This is a genomic window from Rhodococcus sp. 7Tela_A2 (genome assembly GCF_049311045.1).
Lineage (GTDB): Bacteria > Actinomycetota > Actinomycetes > Mycobacteriales > Mycobacteriaceae > Rhodococcus.
This window is the reverse complement of record NZ_JAXION010000052.1, coordinates 11,231-29,644: the sequence shown is the minus strand read 5'-3', so window position 1 is coordinate 29,644 and position 18,414 is coordinate 11,231. Positions and strand designations below refer to the sequence as shown.

Below are 18,414 nucleotides of genomic sequence, written 5' to 3'. Positions count from 1 at the left end.
CCTACCCCCCCGGCCGGCGGGGCGCCCCTCGGCCCGGCGCGGCCCCCCCACGGGCGTGTCGGGACGACACCACCGACACCGAGGATGCGGATGTACCTGGGAGCGCTCGAGCTGGACATCCTGCTCGGAGACGTGCATTCACTCAAGGAGAAGCGGTCGTACATCCGGCCGGTCCTCGCCGAATTGCGTCGCTTCGGTGTGTCCGTCGCGGAAACCGGCGAGCACGACCTCTATCGGCGCTCCACCCTGGCTGTGGCGGTGGTCGCACCCGACTTCGCGCACGTGCGCGACATACTGGACACCTGCGAGCGACTGGTCGCACAGCGCCCCGAACTCGACCTGCTGTCCACCAGACGAAGACTGTTCGGTCCGGAGGATTGACCCGGCCGACGGAGATCACGGCCACCGGCACCGGTGGCCGAGGAGAGGAACGAACGACATGGCCGATCCAGCACGGGCCCGCCGACTCGCCAAGCGCATCGCCACCATCGTGGCCACGGCGATCGGTACCGAGATCAAGGATCCGCGGCTCGAGTTCGTGACGATCACCGACGCGAAGGTCACCGCCGACCTGCACGACGCGACCGTCTACTACACCGTGCGCGGCGCCGATCTCGACACCGAACCCGATGTGGAGGCAGCCGCTGCCGGTCTCGAGAAGGCCAAGGGCGTTCTGCGGACCATGGTCGGTGCGGGCACCGGTGTGCGCTTCACCCCGAGCTTGACCTTCGTCACCGATACCGTGCCGGACACGGCACGGCAGATGGAGGAGCTGCTTGCGCGGGCACGCGCAGCCGACGAGGATGTGGCCCGCGCCCGCGAGGGCGCAGTACCCGCCGGCGATCCCGATCCGTACAAGGAGCCCCGTGAGCGTGACACCGGTGACGACGCCGAGTAACGATCCGAGCAGCGAACCGAGGTCTGCTGCTCCTCGCGCGGACGCCACCGCGCCCGCAGTGGGGGCCTCGGTCGACCTGCCGGGCGCGGTGGCCCTGCTCGACGCCGCGACGACGGTGACGGTGCTGTGTCACATCCAGCCCGACGCCGACACCCTCGGCAGCGGGCTTGCACTCGGTCTCGCGCTCGAGCGGCGGGGTGTCGCTGTGCAGGTGGCCTTCGCCGCTCCCGCCGAGGTGCCGGAGTCGATGCGTTCGCTGCCCGGTGGGCATCTGGTGACGCCCGCCGCCGCGGTGCGCCGGGATGCGGACCTCGTGGTGACCGTCGATTGCGGAACGGCGGGGCGGCTCGGCGACCTGCGTGACCGCCTGACAGGTGCTGCGCGCACCCTCGTCATCGACCATCACGTGTCCAACACCCGGTTCGGGACCGACAACCTCATCGTGCCGGACGCGGAGGCCACCGCCGTGGTGCTCGCCGACCTGTTCGACGAGTGGGGTGTCGTGCTCGACGCGGACCTCGCCCATTGCCTGTACGCGGGGCTCGTGACGGACACCGGTTCGTTCCGCTGGGGCCGGCCTGCGTCGCATCTCCTCGCGGCGCGTCTTCTCGCGACCGGAATCGACGGATCCGCGATCACCCGCGGGCTCCTCGATACCCACCCCTTCGGGTGGTTGCCGATGCTCTCGTCGGTGCTGGCGTCCGCGACCCTGGTACCCGAGGCGGTGCGGGGCAGGGGACTGGTCTACGCATTCGTTCGTCGCGCCGATTCGGCACACCTCGGTTCGGAAGAGGTGGAGAGCGTGATCGACATCGTGCGGACCACCGCAGAAGCGGAGGTCGCCGCGGTGTTCAAGGAGGTCGGGACCGAAGTGTGGACGGTGTCGCTCCGCTCGAAGACCGCGGTGGATGTATCCGCAGCCGCCACCGCCCTCGGCGGCGGCGGCCACGCGTTCGCAGCCGGCTACACCGCGCACGGCGCACCGGACTCGGTGGTGGCGGCACTGCGTGGCGTACTCGGGTGACGACGGAACCCACGGGAGACACCGCGACGACGCCGGAGATCTCCGGCCGTCGCATTCTCGGTCTGGCCCTACCCGCGCTCGGAGTCCTCGCCGCCGAACCGCTGTACCTGCTCTTCGACATCGCTGTGGTGGGGCGCCTCGGTGCGTTGCCCCTCGCGGGACTCGCGATCGGCGGACTCGTCCTGGCCACGGTCAGCACACAGTTGACCTTCTTGTCGTACGGCACCACCGCCCGATCGGCGCGACTCCACGGCGCCCGCCGCCACGACGACGCCGTCGGTGAGGGCGTCCAGGCGACCTGGCTCGCCGTCGGAGTGGGGTTGCTCATTCTGCTGGCCGGGCAGCTCCTCGCCGGACCTGTCTCGCGCCTGATCGCCGGTGACGACGAGATCGCCGCCGAAGCCGTGTCGTGGTTGCGGGTGGCACTGTTCGGAGTGCCTCTGATCCTCATCGGTATGGCCGGCAACGGCTGGATGCGGGGAGTGCAGGACAATTTCCGGCCGCTGCGCTACGTGATCGCAGGTCTCGCCCTGTCCGCGGTGTTGTGTCCCGTGCTGGTGCACGGACTGCTGGGAGCACCCCGATGGGAACTCGTCGGCTCCGCCGTCGCGAACGTGCTCGGCCAGACGGTCGCCGCGACGTTGTTCGTGGTGGCGCTCTTGCGGTCGGGAGTGCCGCTGCGGCCCCGGCCCGAGGTGATCGGCGCCCAGTTACGGCTCGGACGGGACCTGATCGCCCGCAGCCTGGCATTTCAGGCGTGCTTTCTCTCCGCCGCGGCCGTGGCCGCGCGGTTCGGCGCCGCGGCAGTTGCCGGCCACCAGGTGGTCCTCCAACTGTGGAATTTCGTGACCCTCGCGCTGGATTCGCTGGCGATCGCGGCGCAGGCGCTCGTCGGTGCTGCGCTCGGGGGCGCGGATCGCCGGGGTGCCACCCGGCTCGCACGGCGGGTCACCGCGTGGTCCGCGTTGTTCGCCACCGGTCTCGCCGTCGTGTTCCTGCTCGGGCGCACGGTGATTCCGGGCTTGTTCACGTCGGACCTCGCGGTACTCGGTCAGATCGACGTGGCATGGTGGTTCTTCGTCGCGATCATGCCGGTCGCCGGTGTCGTCTTCGCACTCGACGGGGTACTCCTCGGTGCGGGTGATGCCGCGTTCCTGCGGACGGCAACGCTGCTGTCGGCCTTGATCGGGTTCCTGCCGTTCATCTGGTGCTCTCTCGTCTTCGACTGGGGTCTGGCGGGGATCTGGACGGGGCTTACGGTGTTCATCGTGTTGCGGATGCTCGCCGTCGTGGGACGCACGGTCTCGGGTCGATGGGCGGTGACGGGCGCGGACCGGCAGGTCGGCGTGCACAACGAGTCGGGAGGTTGATGCCGGTGGCAGCGAAGCTGTGGGCGATCAGTGATATTCACGTAGGCCATCGAGGCAACCGGCCGGTCACCGAAGACCTGTATCCGGAGTCGCCCGACGACTGGCTGATCGTGGCCGGCGACGTGTCGGAGAAAACCGACGACATCCGCTGGGCTCTGTCGCTGCTGAGCAGCCGGTTCGCGAAGGTCATCTGGGTTCCGGGCAACCACGAACTGTGGACCACCGCGAAGGATCCCGTGCAGATGCACGGGGTGGCCCGCTACGACTACCTCGTCACGATGTGCCGCGAACTCGGGGTGCTCACGCCCGAGGATCCCTATCCCGTCTGGGAAGGCGAGGGGGGACCGGTAGTGCTCGTACCGATGTTCCTGCTGTACGACTACTCGTTCCTTCCCGACGGCACCACCACCAAGGCCGAAGGCCTCACCGTCGCACGCGACCGCAACGTCGTCGCGACCGACGAGTTCCTGCTTCGGCCCGACCCGTATGTCACGCGGGACACGTGGTGCGCGGTGCGGGTGGAACAGACCCGGGCTCGGCTCGACGCGCTCGACCCGGCTCTGCCCACGGTGCTGATCAATCATTTCCCGCTTGTGCGTGAACCCACCCGAATGCTGTTCTACCCCGAGTTCGCACTGTGGTGCGGGACCACCGAGACGGCCGACTGGCATCTGCGCTACCGCGCGCTGTGCAGCGTCTACGGGCACCTGCACATTCCCCGGACGACGTACTACGACGGGGTCCGCTTCGAAGAGGTGTCGGTCGGCTACCCGAGGGAATGGCAGCGGCGCGGACTGCCCGATCGGCTTCTCCGGCAGATCCTTCCGGTGCCGGACTACCCGCCGGGAACCCTGAACAAGTGGGGCGGTCACTTCACGGTGACACCCGAGATGGAAGCCGAAGCCGAGAAGATGCGAGCACAACGACAGAGGGAGATGCGGTGACCGAGCCGTCCGCCGGAGAACAGGCCGAGACACACGCGGCGCTGCTGTCGCGCATCGTGCCGGAGGGGGTCGCCGCTGCGGAAATGTTCTCCGACCCGCCGGGACTGCGGCCGCATCCGCAGGAGGAACCGCTCGTCGCACGCGCGGTGGACAAACGCCGCCGGGAGTTCGCCGGTGCCCGGCACTGTGCCCGGCAGGCGATGCGGCACCTCGGGGTCGAACCCGGCCCCGTCCTGCGGGGTGAGCGCGGCGCTCCGGTGTGGCCGCGTGGGCTGGTGGGCAGTCTCACCCACTGCGACGGGTACCGGGCCGCGGTGCTCGGCTACTCGCTGCAGGTGCGGTCGCTGGGGATCGACGCAGAGCCCCACGACGTGCTCCCCGACGGGGTCCTGCCGGCGGTCAGCCTCGAACCGGAACGGGAATGGCTCGCGTCGGCGGGCGACGACCTGCACTGGGACCGTCTGCTGTTCTGCGCGAAGGAAGCCACCTACAAGGCATGGTTCCCGCTCACCGGCCGGTGGCTCGGGTTCGAGGACGCGCACATCACGTTCGAGCGCGACACCACCGCCGATGCCGTGACCGGCACCTTCCATTCCCGGATACTGGTGCCCGGCGACACGCCGGACGGTCCACCGCTCACCGGATTCGACGGACGCTGGCTCGTCGCCGACGGTCTCGTTCTCACCGCGATCACGGTGCGCTGAACGATGACCGACCGAACCCACGAATTCTCCGACAATCCTGCCGTCGCCCGCGCGGGCCTGCTCGTCGTCGACAAGCCTGCCGGCATGACCAGCCACGACGTGGTGGCGCGTTGCCGCCGGTTGCTCGGCACCCGCAAGGTCGGCCACGCCGGCACTCTCGATCCGATGGCCACGGGTGTGCTCGTGCTCGGCGTCGAGCGGGCCACCAAGCTTCTCGGTCTGCTGTCGCTGACCACCAAGTCCTATACCGCGACGATCCGGCTCGGCCGGAGCACCGTCACAGACGACGCCGAAGGCGACGTCGTGGAGACGTCGGATGCGTCCGGCGTGACCGACGAGCGGATCGCCCAGGTGGTGGAGACGCTGACCGGAGACATCGAGCAGATTCCGGCGAGCGTGAGTGCCATCAAGATCGACGGTAAGCGCGCCTATGCCCGCATGCGCGAGGGGGAGACCGTCGAGATCCCCGCGCGGCCGGTGACGGTGTCGCGGTTCGACGTGCTCGCGCGCCGCAACGACGGTGCCTTCGTCGACCTCGATGTCGAGGTGGACTGCTCGTCGGGAACCTACATTCGCGCACTCGCCCGTGACCTCGGGGCCACCCTGGGAGTCGGGGGACACCTGACGGCCCTGCGCCGCACCCGGGTGGGCCCGTTCGGACTCGAACACGCGCGCACCCTCGAGGAACTCGCGGACGATCCCGTGCCGAGTCTCGGCATCGACGACGCGATCCGCACCGCGTTCGAGTGCCGGACCGTGAGCGACGACGAAGCAGCAGTGCTCGCGAACGGACGCTGGCTCGAACCCGTGGGGATCGAGGGGGTCTACGCGGCGGTCGACGAGCACGGCCGCGCGGCGGCGCTGGTCCAGGAGAAGGGGCGTCGCGCGGCGTCGGTGTTCGTGGTCCGGCCCGCGAACATGTGACGGCTCAGACGAGCCAGATCGCGCCTGCGGCAAGGGTGCCCAGGTCCACGGTGCGGCCGTCGGTGCCGATCCCGATCGAGACCGTTCCGGCGAAATCTCGTCGTTCCACCACGCGGATATCGGTGTCGAGGGCGATGCCGACCTCGTCGAAGTAGCGCAGCATCGCCGGGTCGGCGTCGGAGATCCGCGCGACCCGGCCGTGCTCGCCGTCGCTGAACGTGGTCAGTGGACGGGCGGGCGGCGCCGGAATACGGCCGTCGTGCGACGGGATGGGGTCGCCGTGGGGGTCGCGTTCCGGGTAACCGAGCTTGGCGTCGATGGCGGCGACCATCCGTTCGGATACCGCGTGCTCGAGCACTTCGGCTTCGTCGTGGGCGTAGTCCCAGCCGTAGCCGAGTTCCCGTACCAGGAAGGTCTCGATGAGGCGGTGCCGCCGCACCATCGAGACGGCAGCGGTCCGGCCTGCATCGGTGAGCGAGATCGACCCGTAGCGTGCGTGGTCGAGCAGGCCCTGATCGGCCAGGCGCCGCACCGCCTCGGACACGGTCGACGCCGAGACTCCGAGCTTCTCGGCAAGCAGTTTGGTGGAGATCTTCTCTCCGGACCACTCCTGGACCGTCCAGATGATTTTCAGATAGTCCTGGGCCACCGAGGACAGTGTCTCGGTCGCGGTGGTCTCGCTCGTGTCCGTCACGGGTTCAGTTTAGGTAACCGGCAGCACGGATTCACCCGCGTCGCCGGCACCGGTGCGATGCCGGATCGCTTTGGTGACCACTCCGTGGCGCGGCGAGAACAGATACACGGCTGCGAACACCACTGCCTGCGCCAGCACCACGACACCACCGGTCGCGGCGTCGGTGTAGTAGCTCGTGTACACCCCGACCACCGAGGCCGCGACCGCAAGGACGGGGGCGATGACGAGCATCCGCGCGAGACGGTCGGTGAGCAGGTACGCGGTTGCGCCCGGAATGATGAGCATCGCCACGACCAGAATGACGCCGACGGCCTGGATCGCGCTGACGATGGTCACGGCCAGGAGTGCGAGCAGCAGAGCCGACAACCTGCCGGGCGAGATACCCAGGGCGTGCGCCTGCACCCGGTCGAACGCGAACAACGTCAGGTCGCGGCGTTTGACGACCAGCACGATCAGCACGACCGCCGCGAGCGCCGAGACCTGCCAGACGTCGCTCGAGGCGAGTCCGAGCAGGTTGCCGAAAAGTACGTGGTTCAGATCGACCTGGCTGGGATTCTTCGAGATCAGCACGACACCGAGCGCGAAGAGCGTGGTGAACACGATGCCGATCGCCGCGTCTTCTTTCACCCGGCTCGTGCTGCGCACGAGTCCGATCAAGGCAACCGCGATCCCGGCGAACAGCAGGGCGCCGAGCGCGAAGGGTGCGCCGACGAGATAGGCGAGTACGACACCGGGCAGGACCGCGTGCGAGACGGCATCGCCCATGAGCGACCAGCCGATCAGGACGAGCCAGCAGCTGAGCAACGCGCACACCACTGTGGCGGCGACCGCCACGATCAGCGCGCGCTGCATGAATCCGTACTGCAGAGGATCGACAAGGAGATCCACCATCACTGCACCTCTCGCGCGACCGGCGCACTTGCCGGCGACTCGGTGGGGGAAGCGCCGAATGCGAGCGCCAGGTTCTCGGGACGCAGCACCTCCTCGGGTGGACCGTGGACGAGGAGGCGTCGTTGCAGCAGGACGGCTTCGTCGCAGAGAACCGGCAGTCCGGTGAGGTCGTGCGTGGCGACCAGGACTGCGCGTCCCGAGGCCGCGAGGTCCCGGATCACCGCTGTCAGTGCCTGTTGCGTCTTCGCGTCCACGCCGGCGAACGGTTCGTCGAGCAGGAGCAGCGGAGCTTCCTGCGCGATCGCGCGCGCCACGAACACGCGTTTGCGCTGTCCTCCGGAGAGCTGGCCGATCTGCCGTGTCGCGTAGTCGGTCATGCCGACGCGGTCGAGTGCGGACTCGACTGCCGCGCGGTCCGCCGGCCGGGGCCGGCGCATGAATCCCTGGTGACCGTAGCGGCCGGTCATCACCACTTCCCGCACCCCGATCGGGAAATCCCAGTCGACGGCCTCCGATTGCGGCACATATGCCACTGCGCCGGTCCGCCGCGCGACCACCGTGGATTCGCCCGCGATGGACACGCGCCCCGACACCGGCCGGACCAGACCCATGATCGTTTTGAACAGGGTCGACTTGCCCGAGCCGTTGGTTCCGACCAGACCACACACCGTTCCCGGCGACAAGCTCAGGGACACCCGGTCGAGCGCGGTGACGGTGTCGTAGCGGACGGTGACCGTATCGATGTCCAGTGCAGGTGCCGTCATCGTGTCAATCCTGCCGTGATCGTCGAGATGTCGTGCCGCAGCAGGTCCAGGTAGGTGGGGACGGGACCGTCCGGGCCGGACAGCGAATCGACGTAGAGGGTGCCGCCGAACCGCGCCCCGGTGTCCGCCGCGACCTGCTGCTGCGCCTTGTCCGACACGGTCGATTCGCAGAACACCGCGGGGACCCGGTTCTCGCGCACGAAGTCGACGGTCCGGGCGACCTGCTGGGGCGTGCCCTGCTGGTCCGCGTTGACCGGCCACAGGTAGGCCTCCCGCAACCCTGCGTCGCGCGCCAGATAACTGAACGCGCCCTCACACGTCACGAGGGCTCGCTGCTCCTCCGGTAGTGCCGAGACACCGGCGATCAGTTCGTCGTGGAGCGCCGCGAGTTCGGCTTTGTACGTGGATGCGTTCGCCGCGAAGTCGTCCGCGTGTTCGGGTGCGAGATCGGACAACGCGGCGGCGATGTTGTCGACATAGATCTGCGCGGTGAGCGGTGACATCCACGCGTGCGGATTGGTTTGCCCGGCGTAGCTGTCTCCGGTGATGTACACCGGTTCGATGCCGTCGCTGAGGACGACGTGCGAGGCGTCGGCGTCTTCGAGGAACTGTTCGAACCAGCGCTCGAGCCCGAGTCCGTTGTCCAGGACGAGATCGGCGTCGGCGGCGTTGCGGAGGTCGCTGGGAGTGGGCTCGTAGCCGTGGACCTCGGCGCCCGGTTTCGTGATGGATTCGACGCGCACATGGTCTCCGGCGACGGCGCGGGTCATGTCGGCGATCACGGTGAACGTGGTGAGGGCGAACGGCCGCTCGTCGGCGTCCGTCGGTGAGGTGCAGGCGGTGAGGGCGACGGCAGCAGCCGCCAGAACGGCGGTTTTGACCCATCCAATGGAAATCTTCGGCACACCGAAATTATGCATTCGGGTGCCGGATGTTGTCCACGTGGGCTACGGAGCCGGTCGAGGATGACCGACCGGCGCGTGCGCCGTAGGCTGCCGATGTGCAGAGATGGCGAGGTCTGGACGAGATACCTGCGGACTGGGGTCGTTGTGTGGTGACGATCGGGGTGTTCGACGGCGTACACCGGGGGCACCAGCAGCTGATTTCGAGCGCTGTGAAAGCCGCGACGGAACGAGGTGTCCCGAGCGTGCTCATGACGTTCGATCCACACCCCATGGAGGTCGTGCGGCCGGGAAGTCACCCCGCGCAGCTGACGACACTGGCGCGGCGCGCCGAGCTGGCGGAGGAACTGGGAATCGACGTGTTCTGCGTCGTGCCGTTCACCCCCGAATTCATGAAGCTCTCGCCGGAGCGGTACGCCCACGAGATCCTCGTCGAACGACTCCATGTCGCGGAAGTGGTCGTGGGGGAGAACTTCACCTTCGGCAAGAAGGCGGCCGGCACCGTCGACCTCCTGCGCTCGATCGGCGCGCGATCCGGTTTCGCGGTGCAGGGCCTGACCCTCGTCGCCGAGCACGCCGTCACGTTCTCCTCGACCTACATCCGGTCCTGTGTCGACGCCGGTGATGTCGCTGCGGCGGCCGATGCGCTCGGCCGCCCTCATCGCGTCGAAGGAGTCGTCGTGCACGGCGACGGGAGAGGGCGCGGGCTCGGCTTCCCGACCGCGAACGTCGCGCCGCCGATGTACGCCGCTATCCCGGCCGACGGCGTCTACGCCGCATGGTTCACCGTGCTCGGCTCGGGATCACCCGTCGACGGTGTCTCGGTCGGGGAGCGGTACATGGCCGCGGTGTCCGTCGGAACCAATCCCACGTTCTCCGGACGCAAGCGCACCGTCGAGGCATACGTCCTCGACGAGGAAGCCGATCTCTACGGTCAGCACGTGGCGGTGGACTTCGTCGAACGGCTGCGCGGCATGGAGAAGTTCGATTCCGTGGAGGCGCTGATTTCTGCGATGCACCGCGATGCCGACCGCGTGCGCGAGGTACTCGCTGCCGGCTGACCGCATGTACCGGCCGCCGGGTATCCCCGTCGGCCGAACGTACGGGAGAGGCGGGCGCGCGGGGGGCGGGCGCGGCTCTGGTAATATCGACCGCTGGTGTGTGCTGCGGTTCGCGGCGGCCGCACCGGCGGACCCGGTCCGCTATCTGTCACGCGGACGTCAGTTGTTCAGGAGAACTACCAGTGGCATTGACCACCGAACAGAAGAAGTCGATCCTCGGCGAATACGGCCTGCACGAGACCGATACCGGGTCGCCCGAGGCTCAGGTTGCGATGCTCACCAAGCGCATCGTCGACCTCACCGAGCACCTCAAGCAGCACAAGCACGACCACCACTCCCGCCGCGGCTTGCTGCTGCTGGTCGGTCGTCGTCGCCGCCTGCTGAAGTACGTCGAGAAGGTCGACGTCGAGCGTTACCGCTCGCTCATCCAGCGTCTGGGCCTGCGTCGCTGACGCAGCCGAGAAGCGACACGATCTGCATCCGCTGATCTTTTCCGACAGCCAACGGGGCACCCACTACACTGGGCCCCGTTGGCTATCGGTGTTTGTGCCGGTATAGCCGGCACGCCACACCGCCGACGGCGGTGAACCGTATGCACCGATGGTGTCGGTCCTCGGTAGTGACTTTCCGGTCCGGGCACGGCGTCCGTAAGAGACGCCCCCGCCGGAGGGTTTCGATCGACGACCGCCTCCGTGAATCGGTGCGCTACCACGGCCAAGGGGGCCGTGGAGCCCGCGCGGGTACGGCGAAGACGAAGAGGGAAGAGAAGATACAAAGATGACAAGCAATTCCGCAGTCGAGACCGACGAAGGCGTCTACGAAGCCGTCGCGACACTCGACAACGGTGCCTACGGCACCCGCACGATCCGTTTCGAGACCGGTCGCCTCGCACAGCAGGCCGCCGGCGCCGTCGTCGCCTACCTCGACGACGAGACCATGCTGCTGTCGGCCACCAGCGCGTCGAAGCACCCCAAGGAGCACTTCGACTTCTTCCCGCTCACGGTGGATGTCGAAGAGCGTATGTACGCTGCCGGGCGCATCCCGGGCTCGTTCTTCCGTCGCGAGGGCCGTCCCTCCACCGACGCGATCCTCACGTGCCGCTTGATCGACCGGCCGCTGCGCCCGTCCTTCGTGGACGGTCTGCGCAACGAGATCCAGGTCGTCGTCACGGTTCTGAGCCTGAACCCGAACGACCTGTACGACGTGGTCGCGATCAACGCGGCGTCGGCGTCGACGCAGCTCGCCGGACTGCCGTTCTCCGGACCCGTCGGCGGTGTGCGTGTCGCACTCATCACGTCCGACGACAACAAGGCCGGCCAGTGGGTTGCCTTCCCGACGGTCGAGCAGCTCGAGAACGCCGTGTTCGACATGGTGGTCGCGGGCCGCATCGTCGGCGGTGCGGACAACCCGGACACCGCTGATGTCGCGATCATGATGGTCGAGGCGGAGGCCACCGAGAACGTCATCGCACTCGTCGAGGGCGGCGCACAGGCGCCGACCGAAGCGATCGTCGCGCAGGGCCTCGAGGCCGCCAAGCCGTTCATCGCCCGTCTCTGCGTCGCTCAGCAGCAGCTCGCTGTCGCTGCCGCGAAGCCGACCGGCGACTTCCCGCTGTTCCCGGCCTACGCGGACGACGTGTACGCCGAGGTCGAGGCTGCGGCGTCGACGAAGCTGGCCGAGGCGCTGACCATCGCCGGCAAGCAGCAGCGTGACGAGCGCACCGACGAGATCAAGGTCGAGGTTCTCGAGCAGGTCGGCCCGAAGTTCGAGGGCCGCGAGAAGGAGATCGGCGCGGCCTTCCGCGCGCTGACCAAGAAGCTGGTTCGCCAGCGCATCCTGCGTGACCAGTTCCGTATCGACGGGCGCGGGATCACGGACATCCGTGCACTCTCGGCCGAGGTCGCCGTCGTTCCCCGTGCACACGGTTCGGCGCTGTTCGAGCGTGGCGAGACCCAGATCATGGGTATCACCACCCTCGACATGGTCAAGATGGCTCAGCAGGTCGACTCGCTCGGCCCGGAGACCAGCAAGCGCTACATGCACCACTACAACTTCCCGCCGTACTCGACCGGTGAGACCGGCCGCGTCGGTTCGCCGAAGCGTCGCGAGATCGGCCACGGCGCCCTCGCGGAGCGGGCACTCGTGCCGGTGCTCCCGAGCCAGGAAGAGTTCCCGTACGCGATCCGTCAGGTGTCGGAAGCGTTGAGCTCCAACGGTTCCACGTCGATGGGTTCGGTGTGCGCCTCGACCCTGTCGCTGCTCAACGCCGGTGTTCCGCTCAAGGCTCCGGTCGCGGGTATCGCGATGGGCCTGGTCTCGGACGAGGTCGACGGTGAGATCCGCTACGTGGCACTGACCGACATCCTCGGAGCCGAAGACGCCTTCGGCGACATGGACTTCAAGGTCGCCGGAACGAAGGATTTCGTCACCGCGCTGCAGCTCGACACCAAGCTCGACGGAATCCCGTCGCAGGTGCTCGCGGGTGCGCTGTCGCAGGCACACGACGCGCGCGCCACGATCCTCGAGGTCATGGCCGAGGCCATCGACGCTCCGGACGAGATGAGCCCGTTCGCGCCGCGCATCACCACGATCAAGGTTCCGATCGACAAGATCGGCGAGGTCATCGGGCCCAAGGGCAAGATGATCAACTCGATCACCGAGGAGACCGGCGCCAACATCTCCATCGAGGACGACGGCACCGTGTACGTCGGAGCTGCGGACGGTCCGTCCGCGCAGGCAGCGATCGACAAGATCAACGCCATCGCCAATCCGCAGCTGCCGAAGGTCGGCGAGCGTTTCCTCGGCACCGTGGTCAAGACCACGGCGTTCGGTGCGTTCGTCTCCCTGCTCCCGGGCCGTGACGGTCTGGTGCACATCAGCAAGCTCGGCAACGGCAAGCGCATCGCGAAGGTCGAAGACGTCGTGAGCGTCGGGTCCAAGCTGCGGGTCGAGATCGCCGATATCGACAACCGGGGCAAGATCAGCCTCGTGCCCGTCGAGGACGACGCCGCCGCCGAGGCCGCTCCGGCCGAGGCAGCCACCGAGTCCTGATCGGCTCCTCCCGGTAGCCACCGGCTCCGGGACAGGCAATCACCGCGCGCTGTTCCTTCCCTTCGGGGCGGGAACAGCGCGCGGTGTCGTTGTGAGGGGGCTAGACCGGGCGCTGACCAGACCTGCGGCGGAGCGTCGCCGCCGGTTCGGCACCCCACGAGAATCGAGGCCCGCCCCGGTGTAAACCTTTCGGCAAAAGGCGTACGGCGATTCTGCCGAGGGTGTTCCCTGGTGGTGTGAGCACGGTTACAGCCTCAGGAATCGGGGCGCGCCCAGGAGTCAACCTGGCACTGGCGACCTGGGTGTCGGCCATGAACTTCTGGGCCTGGAACCTGATCGGACCGCTGTCCACCACCTACGCCGGCGACATGTCGCTGAGCAGCTCCGAGACGTCGATGCTCGTGGCGACCCCGATCCTCGTGGGGTCGCTCGGCAGGATCGTGGTGGGCGCCCTCACGGACCGCTACGGCGGCAGGGTCATGTTCATCGCGATCACCCTCGCGTCGATACTGCCGGTCCTCGCGGTCGGTTTCGCGGGCAGCGCCGGCTCGTACCCGCTGCTGCTCGTCTTCGGATTCTTCCTGGGAATCGCCGGCACGATTTTTGCCGTCGGGATCCCGTTCGCCAACAACTGGTACGACCCGTCTCGTCGTGGTTTCGCCACGGGTGTATTCGGTGCGGGCATGGTCGGCACGGCACTGTCGGCCTTCTTCACGCCGCGTTTCGTCGGATGGTTCGGGCTGGTCGCCACCCACGTGATCATCGCAGTGGTGCTGGCGCTGACCGCGGTGTTGTGTGTGACCGTCATGAGGAACGCGCCCGCATTCGTTCCCAACACCCAGCCGGTGGTGCCCAAATTCCTTGCGGCATGCAAACTCCGCGTCACCTGGGAAATGTCGTTCCTGTATGCCATAGTCTTCGGTGGTTTCGTCGCGTTCAGCAGCTACCTGCCCACCTACATCAGGACGGTGTACGAGTTCTCCGCGGTCGACGCCGGTACCCGCACGGCGGGGTTCGCCGTCGCCGCGGTGATCGCCCGGCCCATCGGTGGTGCACTGTCCGACCGGATACCGCCGAAGTACGTGGTTCTCGCGTCCTTCGCGGGCACTGCCGTGACCGCGTTCCTCGCGACGTTCAAACCGCCCCCGGACTTCTGGTCGGCCGTCGTCTTCATCTCGATGGCGATCTTCCTCGGTATCGGTACCGGAGGCGTGTTCGCCTGGGTGGCGCGGCGTTCGCCCGCCCAGTCCGTCGGCAGTGTCACCGGCATCGTCGCGGCGGCGGGTGGCCTCGGCGGATACTTCCCGCCGCTGGTCATGGGCGCAACCTACGACCCGGTGGGCAACGACTACACCGTGGGTCTGTTGCTCCTGGTCGCGGCGGCTCTCATCGCACTGGTCTACACCGCGGTCTGGCTCAAGGCACGTGAACCTGCCACATCGCGGGACGCTCCACACAGGCAACCGGAGGAGAGCACGTGACTACGGACAAAGTCGCCGTGGGTGGGACGCTCGAGGAACTGATGGTCCGCAGCGGCCGGTTCTTCACGCGTGGCGAAGAATCCGCCGACACCCGCAGCATCACGCACCAGGGCGGCAGAGCAGGTGACATCTTCTACCGCGACCGGTGGAGCCACGACAAGGTGGTGCGATCGACACACGGCGTGAACTGCACCGGTTCGTGCTCGTGGAAGATCTACGTCAAGGACGGGATCATCACCTGGGAAACCCAGGAGACGGACTATCCCACGGTGGGAGCGGACCGCCCCGAGTACGAACCGCGCGGTTGCCCCCGAGGAGCGGCCTTCTCCTGGTACACCTACTCTCCGACACGGGTGCGGTACCCGTACGCGCGCGGAGTTCTCGTCGAGATGTATCGCGAGGCCAAACAGCGTCTCGGTGATCCGGTACTGGCGTGGGCGGACATTCAGAACGACCCGGAACGCCGGCGCCGGTACCAGCGTGCGCGAGGCAAGGGCGGGCTGGTGCGGGTCACCTGGGCCGAAGCCACCGAAATGGTCGCCGCGTCCCACGTGCACACCATCAAGGAGTACGGGCCCGACCGCATCGCCGGTTTCTCCCCGATTCCCGCCATGTCGATGGTGTCGCACGCAGCCGGTTCCCGGTTCGTCGAACTGGTCGGTGGCGCCATGACCTCGTTCTACGACTGGTACGCGGACCTGCCGGTCGCCTCCCCGCAGGTCTTCGGGGACCAGACCGACGTCCCCGAATCGGGCGACTGGTGGGACGCGTCGTACCTGTTGATGTGGGGTTCCAACGTCCCGGTGACCCGTACCCCCGACGCACACTGGATGACGGAGGTGCGGTACCGCGGGACCAAGGTTGTCGCGATCAGCCCGGACTACGCGGACAACACGAAGTTCGCGGACGAGTGGATGCCGTGTGCTGCCGGAACCGACGGTGCCCTGGCGATGGCGATGGGCCACGTCCTGCTGCGCGAGTGCTACGTCGAGAAGCCCGTACCTTTCTTCACGGACTTCTCCGCGCAGTACACCGATCTGCCCTTCCTGGTGAAACTCGAAGAGCGCGGCGGAAAGTGGGTGGCGGGCAAGAACCTCACCGCGGCCGACCTCGGGCAGGACGTGGAGAACGCCGCGTTCAAGCCCGTGCTGCTCGACAGCGCCACCGACAGCGTGACGGTTCCTCACGGTTCCCTCGGATTCCGCTACGGCGAGGAGGGTATCGGCAAGTGGAACCTCGAACTGGGTGACCTGTCGCCCGCCCTCACGGTGGCACCGCCGGCCGGCGGCGCAGCGGAGGTCCTCGCCGTGCATCTGCCGAGTTTCGACACGATCGACGGTCGGGGCGGAAGCCTCGAGCGCGGTGTGCCGGTCCGCCGGGTGGGTGAGCACCTGGTCTGCACGGTGTTCGACCTGATGCTCGCCCAATACGGCGTGCAGCGGGCAGAGTTGAATCTGCCCGGGCAGTGGCCGACCGGGTATGACGATCCGTCGACGCCCTACACGCCGGCGTGGCAGGAATCGATCACCGGAGTGTCTGCGGCGCAAGCGATCCGGGTGGCCCGGGAACTCGCGCGAAACTCCGAGGAATCGGGCGGGCGCTCCATGATCATCATGGGAGCCGGAATCTGCCAGTGGTTCCACGGCGACGCGACCTACCGGGCCGTGCTGTCCCTGCTGCTCCTGACCGGAGCGATGGGACGCAACGGCGGCGGCTGGGCGCACTACGTCGGGCAGGAGAAGTGCCGAACCGCCACCGGGTGGGCCACGATGGCGATGGCCACCGACTGGAGCAGGCCACCTCGTCAGATGGCGGGCACCTCGTACTGGTACGTGCACACCGACCAGTGGAAGTACGACGGGTACCGGGCGGACGCCCTCTCGAGCCCGCTGTCGCGGGGGCGCTTCCGGGACAAGCACACCATGGACGTGATGGCGTCGGCCGTCGCGATGGGATGGTCGCCGTTCTATCCCCAGTTCGACCGCAACACACACGATCTGGCGGACGAGGCCCGTGCGGCCGGTCGCGACATCCCCGAGTATGTCGCCGAGCAACTTGCCCAGGGGACGGTGAAACTCGCCGTCACCGATCCCGGGTCGCCGCGTAACTGGCCGCGCGTGCTGAGTGTGTGGCGCTCGAATCTTCTCGGCTCCTCCAGCAAGGGCAACGAGTACTTCCTGCAGCATCTGCTGGGTACCGACTCGAACACTCAGGGTGCGAAGGCCACGCCGGATCTGCGTCCGAACGACGTCGCCTGGCCGGAGGACGTCCCCGGCGGCAAACTCGACATGCTCATGTCCATCGACTTCCGGATGACGTCGACGACGCTGTTCTCGGATGTCGTGCTGCCCGCGGCGACCTGGTACGAGAAGGGCGACCTGTCGAGTACCGACATGCACCCCTACGTGCACGCGTTCAGTCCCGCGATCGATCCTCCCTGGGAGACCCGCTCGGACTACGAGGCGTTCGGTGCGGTCGCGAAGGCGTTCAGCGCCCTGGCACGCACGCATCTGGGGACGCGGACCGATGTGGTGATGGGGACGCTCCAGCACGACACGCCCGGTGCGATGGCGTATCCCGGTGGAACGGAGAACGACTGGAGGAAAACCGGTGAAGTGCCCATCCCGGGGAAGACCATGGGGCCTCTCGTGGTCGTCGAGCGGGATTACACCGCCGTCGCCGACAAGTGGGCCACGCTCGGGCCGCTCGCGGAGTCGGCAGGGCTGACCACCAAGGGGGTGACCACCCACCCCGACCAGGAGGTCGCCGAACTCGCCGTCAAGTTCGGCGTCATGGATTCCGGTGCCGCCGCCGGGCGCCCGGCGATCACCACTGCGGAACGGATGTGCGACGTGATTCTCGCGCTGTCCGGGGCGTCGAACGGCCGGCTCGCCGTGCAGGGGTATCGCGAACTCGAGAAGCGAACCGGGCGCAGGCTCGTCCACCTCGCCGAAGGCAGTGAGGAACGCCGGATCACCTACGCCGACACGCAGGCCCGGCCGGTACCGGTGGTCACGAGCCCGGAATGGTCGGGCAGCGAAACAGGTGGTCGCCGCTACGCACCCTTCACCACCAACATCGAGGAACTCAAACCGTTCCACACCCTCACCGGCCGGATGCACTTCTACCTCGACCACGACTGGATCGAGGAGATGGGCGAGCAACTTCCGACCTACCGGCCCCCGCTGGACATGAACCGTCTGTTCGGTGAGACATCCCTCGGTACCGGTGACGGAGTGGGGCTGACGGTGAGATACCTGACCCCGCATTCGAAATGGTCGATCCACTCGGAGTATCAGGACAACCTGTTCATGCTCTCGCTCTCGCGCGGCGGACCGACGATGTGGATGAGTCCGGCGGACGCGGCGAAGATCTCGGTGCGCGACAACGACTGGATCGAGGCCGTGAACCGCAACGGCGTGGTGGTGTGCCGGGCCATCGTGTCGCAGCGCATGCCCGAGGGCGTGGTGTTCGTCTACCACGCGCAGGAACGCGTCATCGATGTCCCGCTCACCGAAACCACCGGAAAGCGTGGCGGGATCCACAATTCGATCACGCGGATCCTGATGAAACCGAGTCATCTGGCGGGCGGCTACGCCCAGACCTCGTATGCCTTCAACTATCTCGGACCGACCGGCAACCAGCGCGACGAAGTCACGGTCGTGCGCCGCCGGTCTCAGGAGGTGACGTACTGATGTACACCATC

Annotated in this window: 16 protein-coding genes; 12 read left to right on the top strand and 4 right to left on the bottom strand. The window is 67.7% G+C overall.

The genetic code is table 11. The features are described from left to right. The first annotated feature begins 90 nt into the window (after positions 1–90). From TVH25_RS11760 to truB, 7 genes are read left to right on the top strand one after another with little or no spacing between them, the layout of a single operon-like run. The gene (locus TVH25_RS11760; protein ID WP_169620593.1) at positions 91–381 is read left to right on the top strand and encodes a DUF503 domain-containing protein; all 291 of its coding nucleotides are present in this window, start codon (positions 91–93) and stop codon (positions 379–381) included. A 58-nt stretch (positions 382–439) separates the two neighbouring features. Then, positions 440–898, top strand: a complete 459-nt coding sequence (gene rbfA, locus TVH25_RS11755; RefSeq protein ID WP_169620594.1) for a 30S ribosome-binding factor RbfA — start codon at positions 440–442, stop codon at positions 896–898. Positions 899–956: 58 nt separating this feature from the next. Then, positions 957–1,922: a DHH family phosphoesterase gene (locus TVH25_RS11750; RefSeq protein WP_378528297.1), complete on the top strand. Its 966-nt coding sequence runs from the start codon at positions 957–959 to the stop codon at positions 1,920–1,922. After that, complete coding sequence (locus TVH25_RS11745; protein WP_422424218.1) at positions 1,919–3,292, top strand: MATE family efflux transporter; 1,374 nt, start codon at positions 1,919–1,921, stop codon at positions 3,290–3,292. Before TVH25_RS11750 ends, TVH25_RS11745 begins: the two co-directional genes overlap by 4 nt. A 5-nt stretch (positions 3,293–3,297) precedes the next feature. Then, positions 3,298–4,236: a metallophosphoesterase family protein gene (locus TVH25_RS11740; protein ID WP_169620597.1), complete on the top strand. Its 939-nt coding sequence runs from the start codon at positions 3,298–3,300 to the stop codon at positions 4,234–4,236. A 41-nt stretch (positions 4,237–4,277) separates the two neighbouring features. Beyond that, positions 4,278–4,940, top strand: coding sequence for a 4'-phosphopantetheinyl transferase Npt (gene npt / locus TVH25_RS11735; protein WP_169620722.1), 663 nt, complete (start codon positions 4,278–4,280; stop codon positions 4,938–4,940). 3 nt (positions 4,941–4,943) lie between these two features. Further along, complete coding sequence (gene truB, locus TVH25_RS11730) at positions 4,944–5,864, top strand: tRNA pseudouridine(55) synthase TruB (protein WP_169620598.1); 921 nt, start codon at positions 4,944–4,946, stop codon at positions 5,862–5,864. Between the two features lie 4 nt (positions 5,865–5,868). Here truB and TVH25_RS11725 read toward each other — a convergent pair whose 3' ends face one another. From TVH25_RS11725 to TVH25_RS11710, 4 genes are read right to left on the bottom strand one after another with little or no spacing between them, the layout of a single operon-like run. Further along, positions 5,869–6,558 (bottom strand): metal-dependent transcriptional regulator, encoded by a 690-nt coding sequence (locus TVH25_RS11725; RefSeq protein WP_422424217.1) that lies wholly within the window; start codon positions 6,556–6,558, stop codon positions 5,869–5,871. A 9-nt stretch (positions 6,559–6,567) separates the two neighbouring features. Next, positions 6,568–7,449, bottom strand: a complete 882-nt coding sequence (locus TVH25_RS11720; RefSeq protein WP_296550883.1) for a metal ABC transporter permease — start codon at positions 7,447–7,449, stop codon at positions 6,568–6,570. Beyond that, positions 7,449–8,213 (bottom strand): metal ABC transporter ATP-binding protein, encoded by a 765-nt coding sequence (locus tag TVH25_RS11715; RefSeq protein ID WP_169620601.1) that lies wholly within the window; start codon positions 8,211–8,213, stop codon positions 7,449–7,451. The genes TVH25_RS11720 and TVH25_RS11715 overlap by 1 nt, the downstream gene beginning before the upstream one ends. After that, a complete protein-coding gene (locus TVH25_RS11710) occupies positions 8,210–9,133 on the bottom strand; it encodes a metal ABC transporter substrate-binding protein (protein ID WP_169620602.1) in 924 nt (307 codons plus the stop codon). Before TVH25_RS11710 ends, TVH25_RS11715 begins: the two co-directional genes overlap by 4 nt. An 80-nt stretch (positions 9,134–9,213) precedes the next feature. On the opposite strand from TVH25_RS11710, the gene TVH25_RS11705 reads away from it, so the two are divergent. The 5 genes from TVH25_RS11705 (at position 9,214) to TVH25_RS11685 (ending at position 18,403) form a co-directional block, all read left to right on the top strand. Beyond that, positions 9,214–10,176, top strand: a complete 963-nt coding sequence (locus TVH25_RS11705; protein ID WP_169620603.1) for a bifunctional riboflavin kinase/FAD synthetase — start codon at positions 9,214–9,216, stop codon at positions 10,174–10,176. Between the two features lie 182 nt (positions 10,177–10,358). Next, positions 10,359–10,628, top strand: coding sequence for a 30S ribosomal protein S15 (gene rpsO / locus TVH25_RS11700; protein ID WP_169620604.1), 270 nt, complete (start codon positions 10,359–10,361; stop codon positions 10,626–10,628). A 325-nt stretch (positions 10,629–10,953) separates the two neighbouring features. After that, positions 10,954–13,227 carry a polyribonucleotide nucleotidyltransferase gene (locus TVH25_RS11695; protein WP_169620605.1) on the top strand — a complete coding sequence of 758 codons (2,274 nt, stop codon included), beginning with the start codon at positions 10,954–10,956 and terminating at the stop codon, positions 13,225–13,227. 311 nt (positions 13,228–13,538) lie between these two features. Further along, positions 13,539–14,708 carry a nitrate/nitrite transporter gene (locus TVH25_RS11690; protein ID WP_422424221.1) on the top strand — a complete coding sequence of 390 codons (1,170 nt, stop codon included), beginning with the start codon at positions 13,539–13,541 and terminating at the stop codon, positions 14,706–14,708. A gap of 41 nt (positions 14,709–14,749) precedes the next feature. Then, entirely contained in the window at positions 14,750–18,403 is a 3,654-nt protein-coding gene (locus TVH25_RS11685) for a nitrate reductase subunit alpha (protein WP_422424220.1), read from the top strand. The last annotated feature ends 11 nt before the right edge of the window (positions 18,404–18,414 follow it).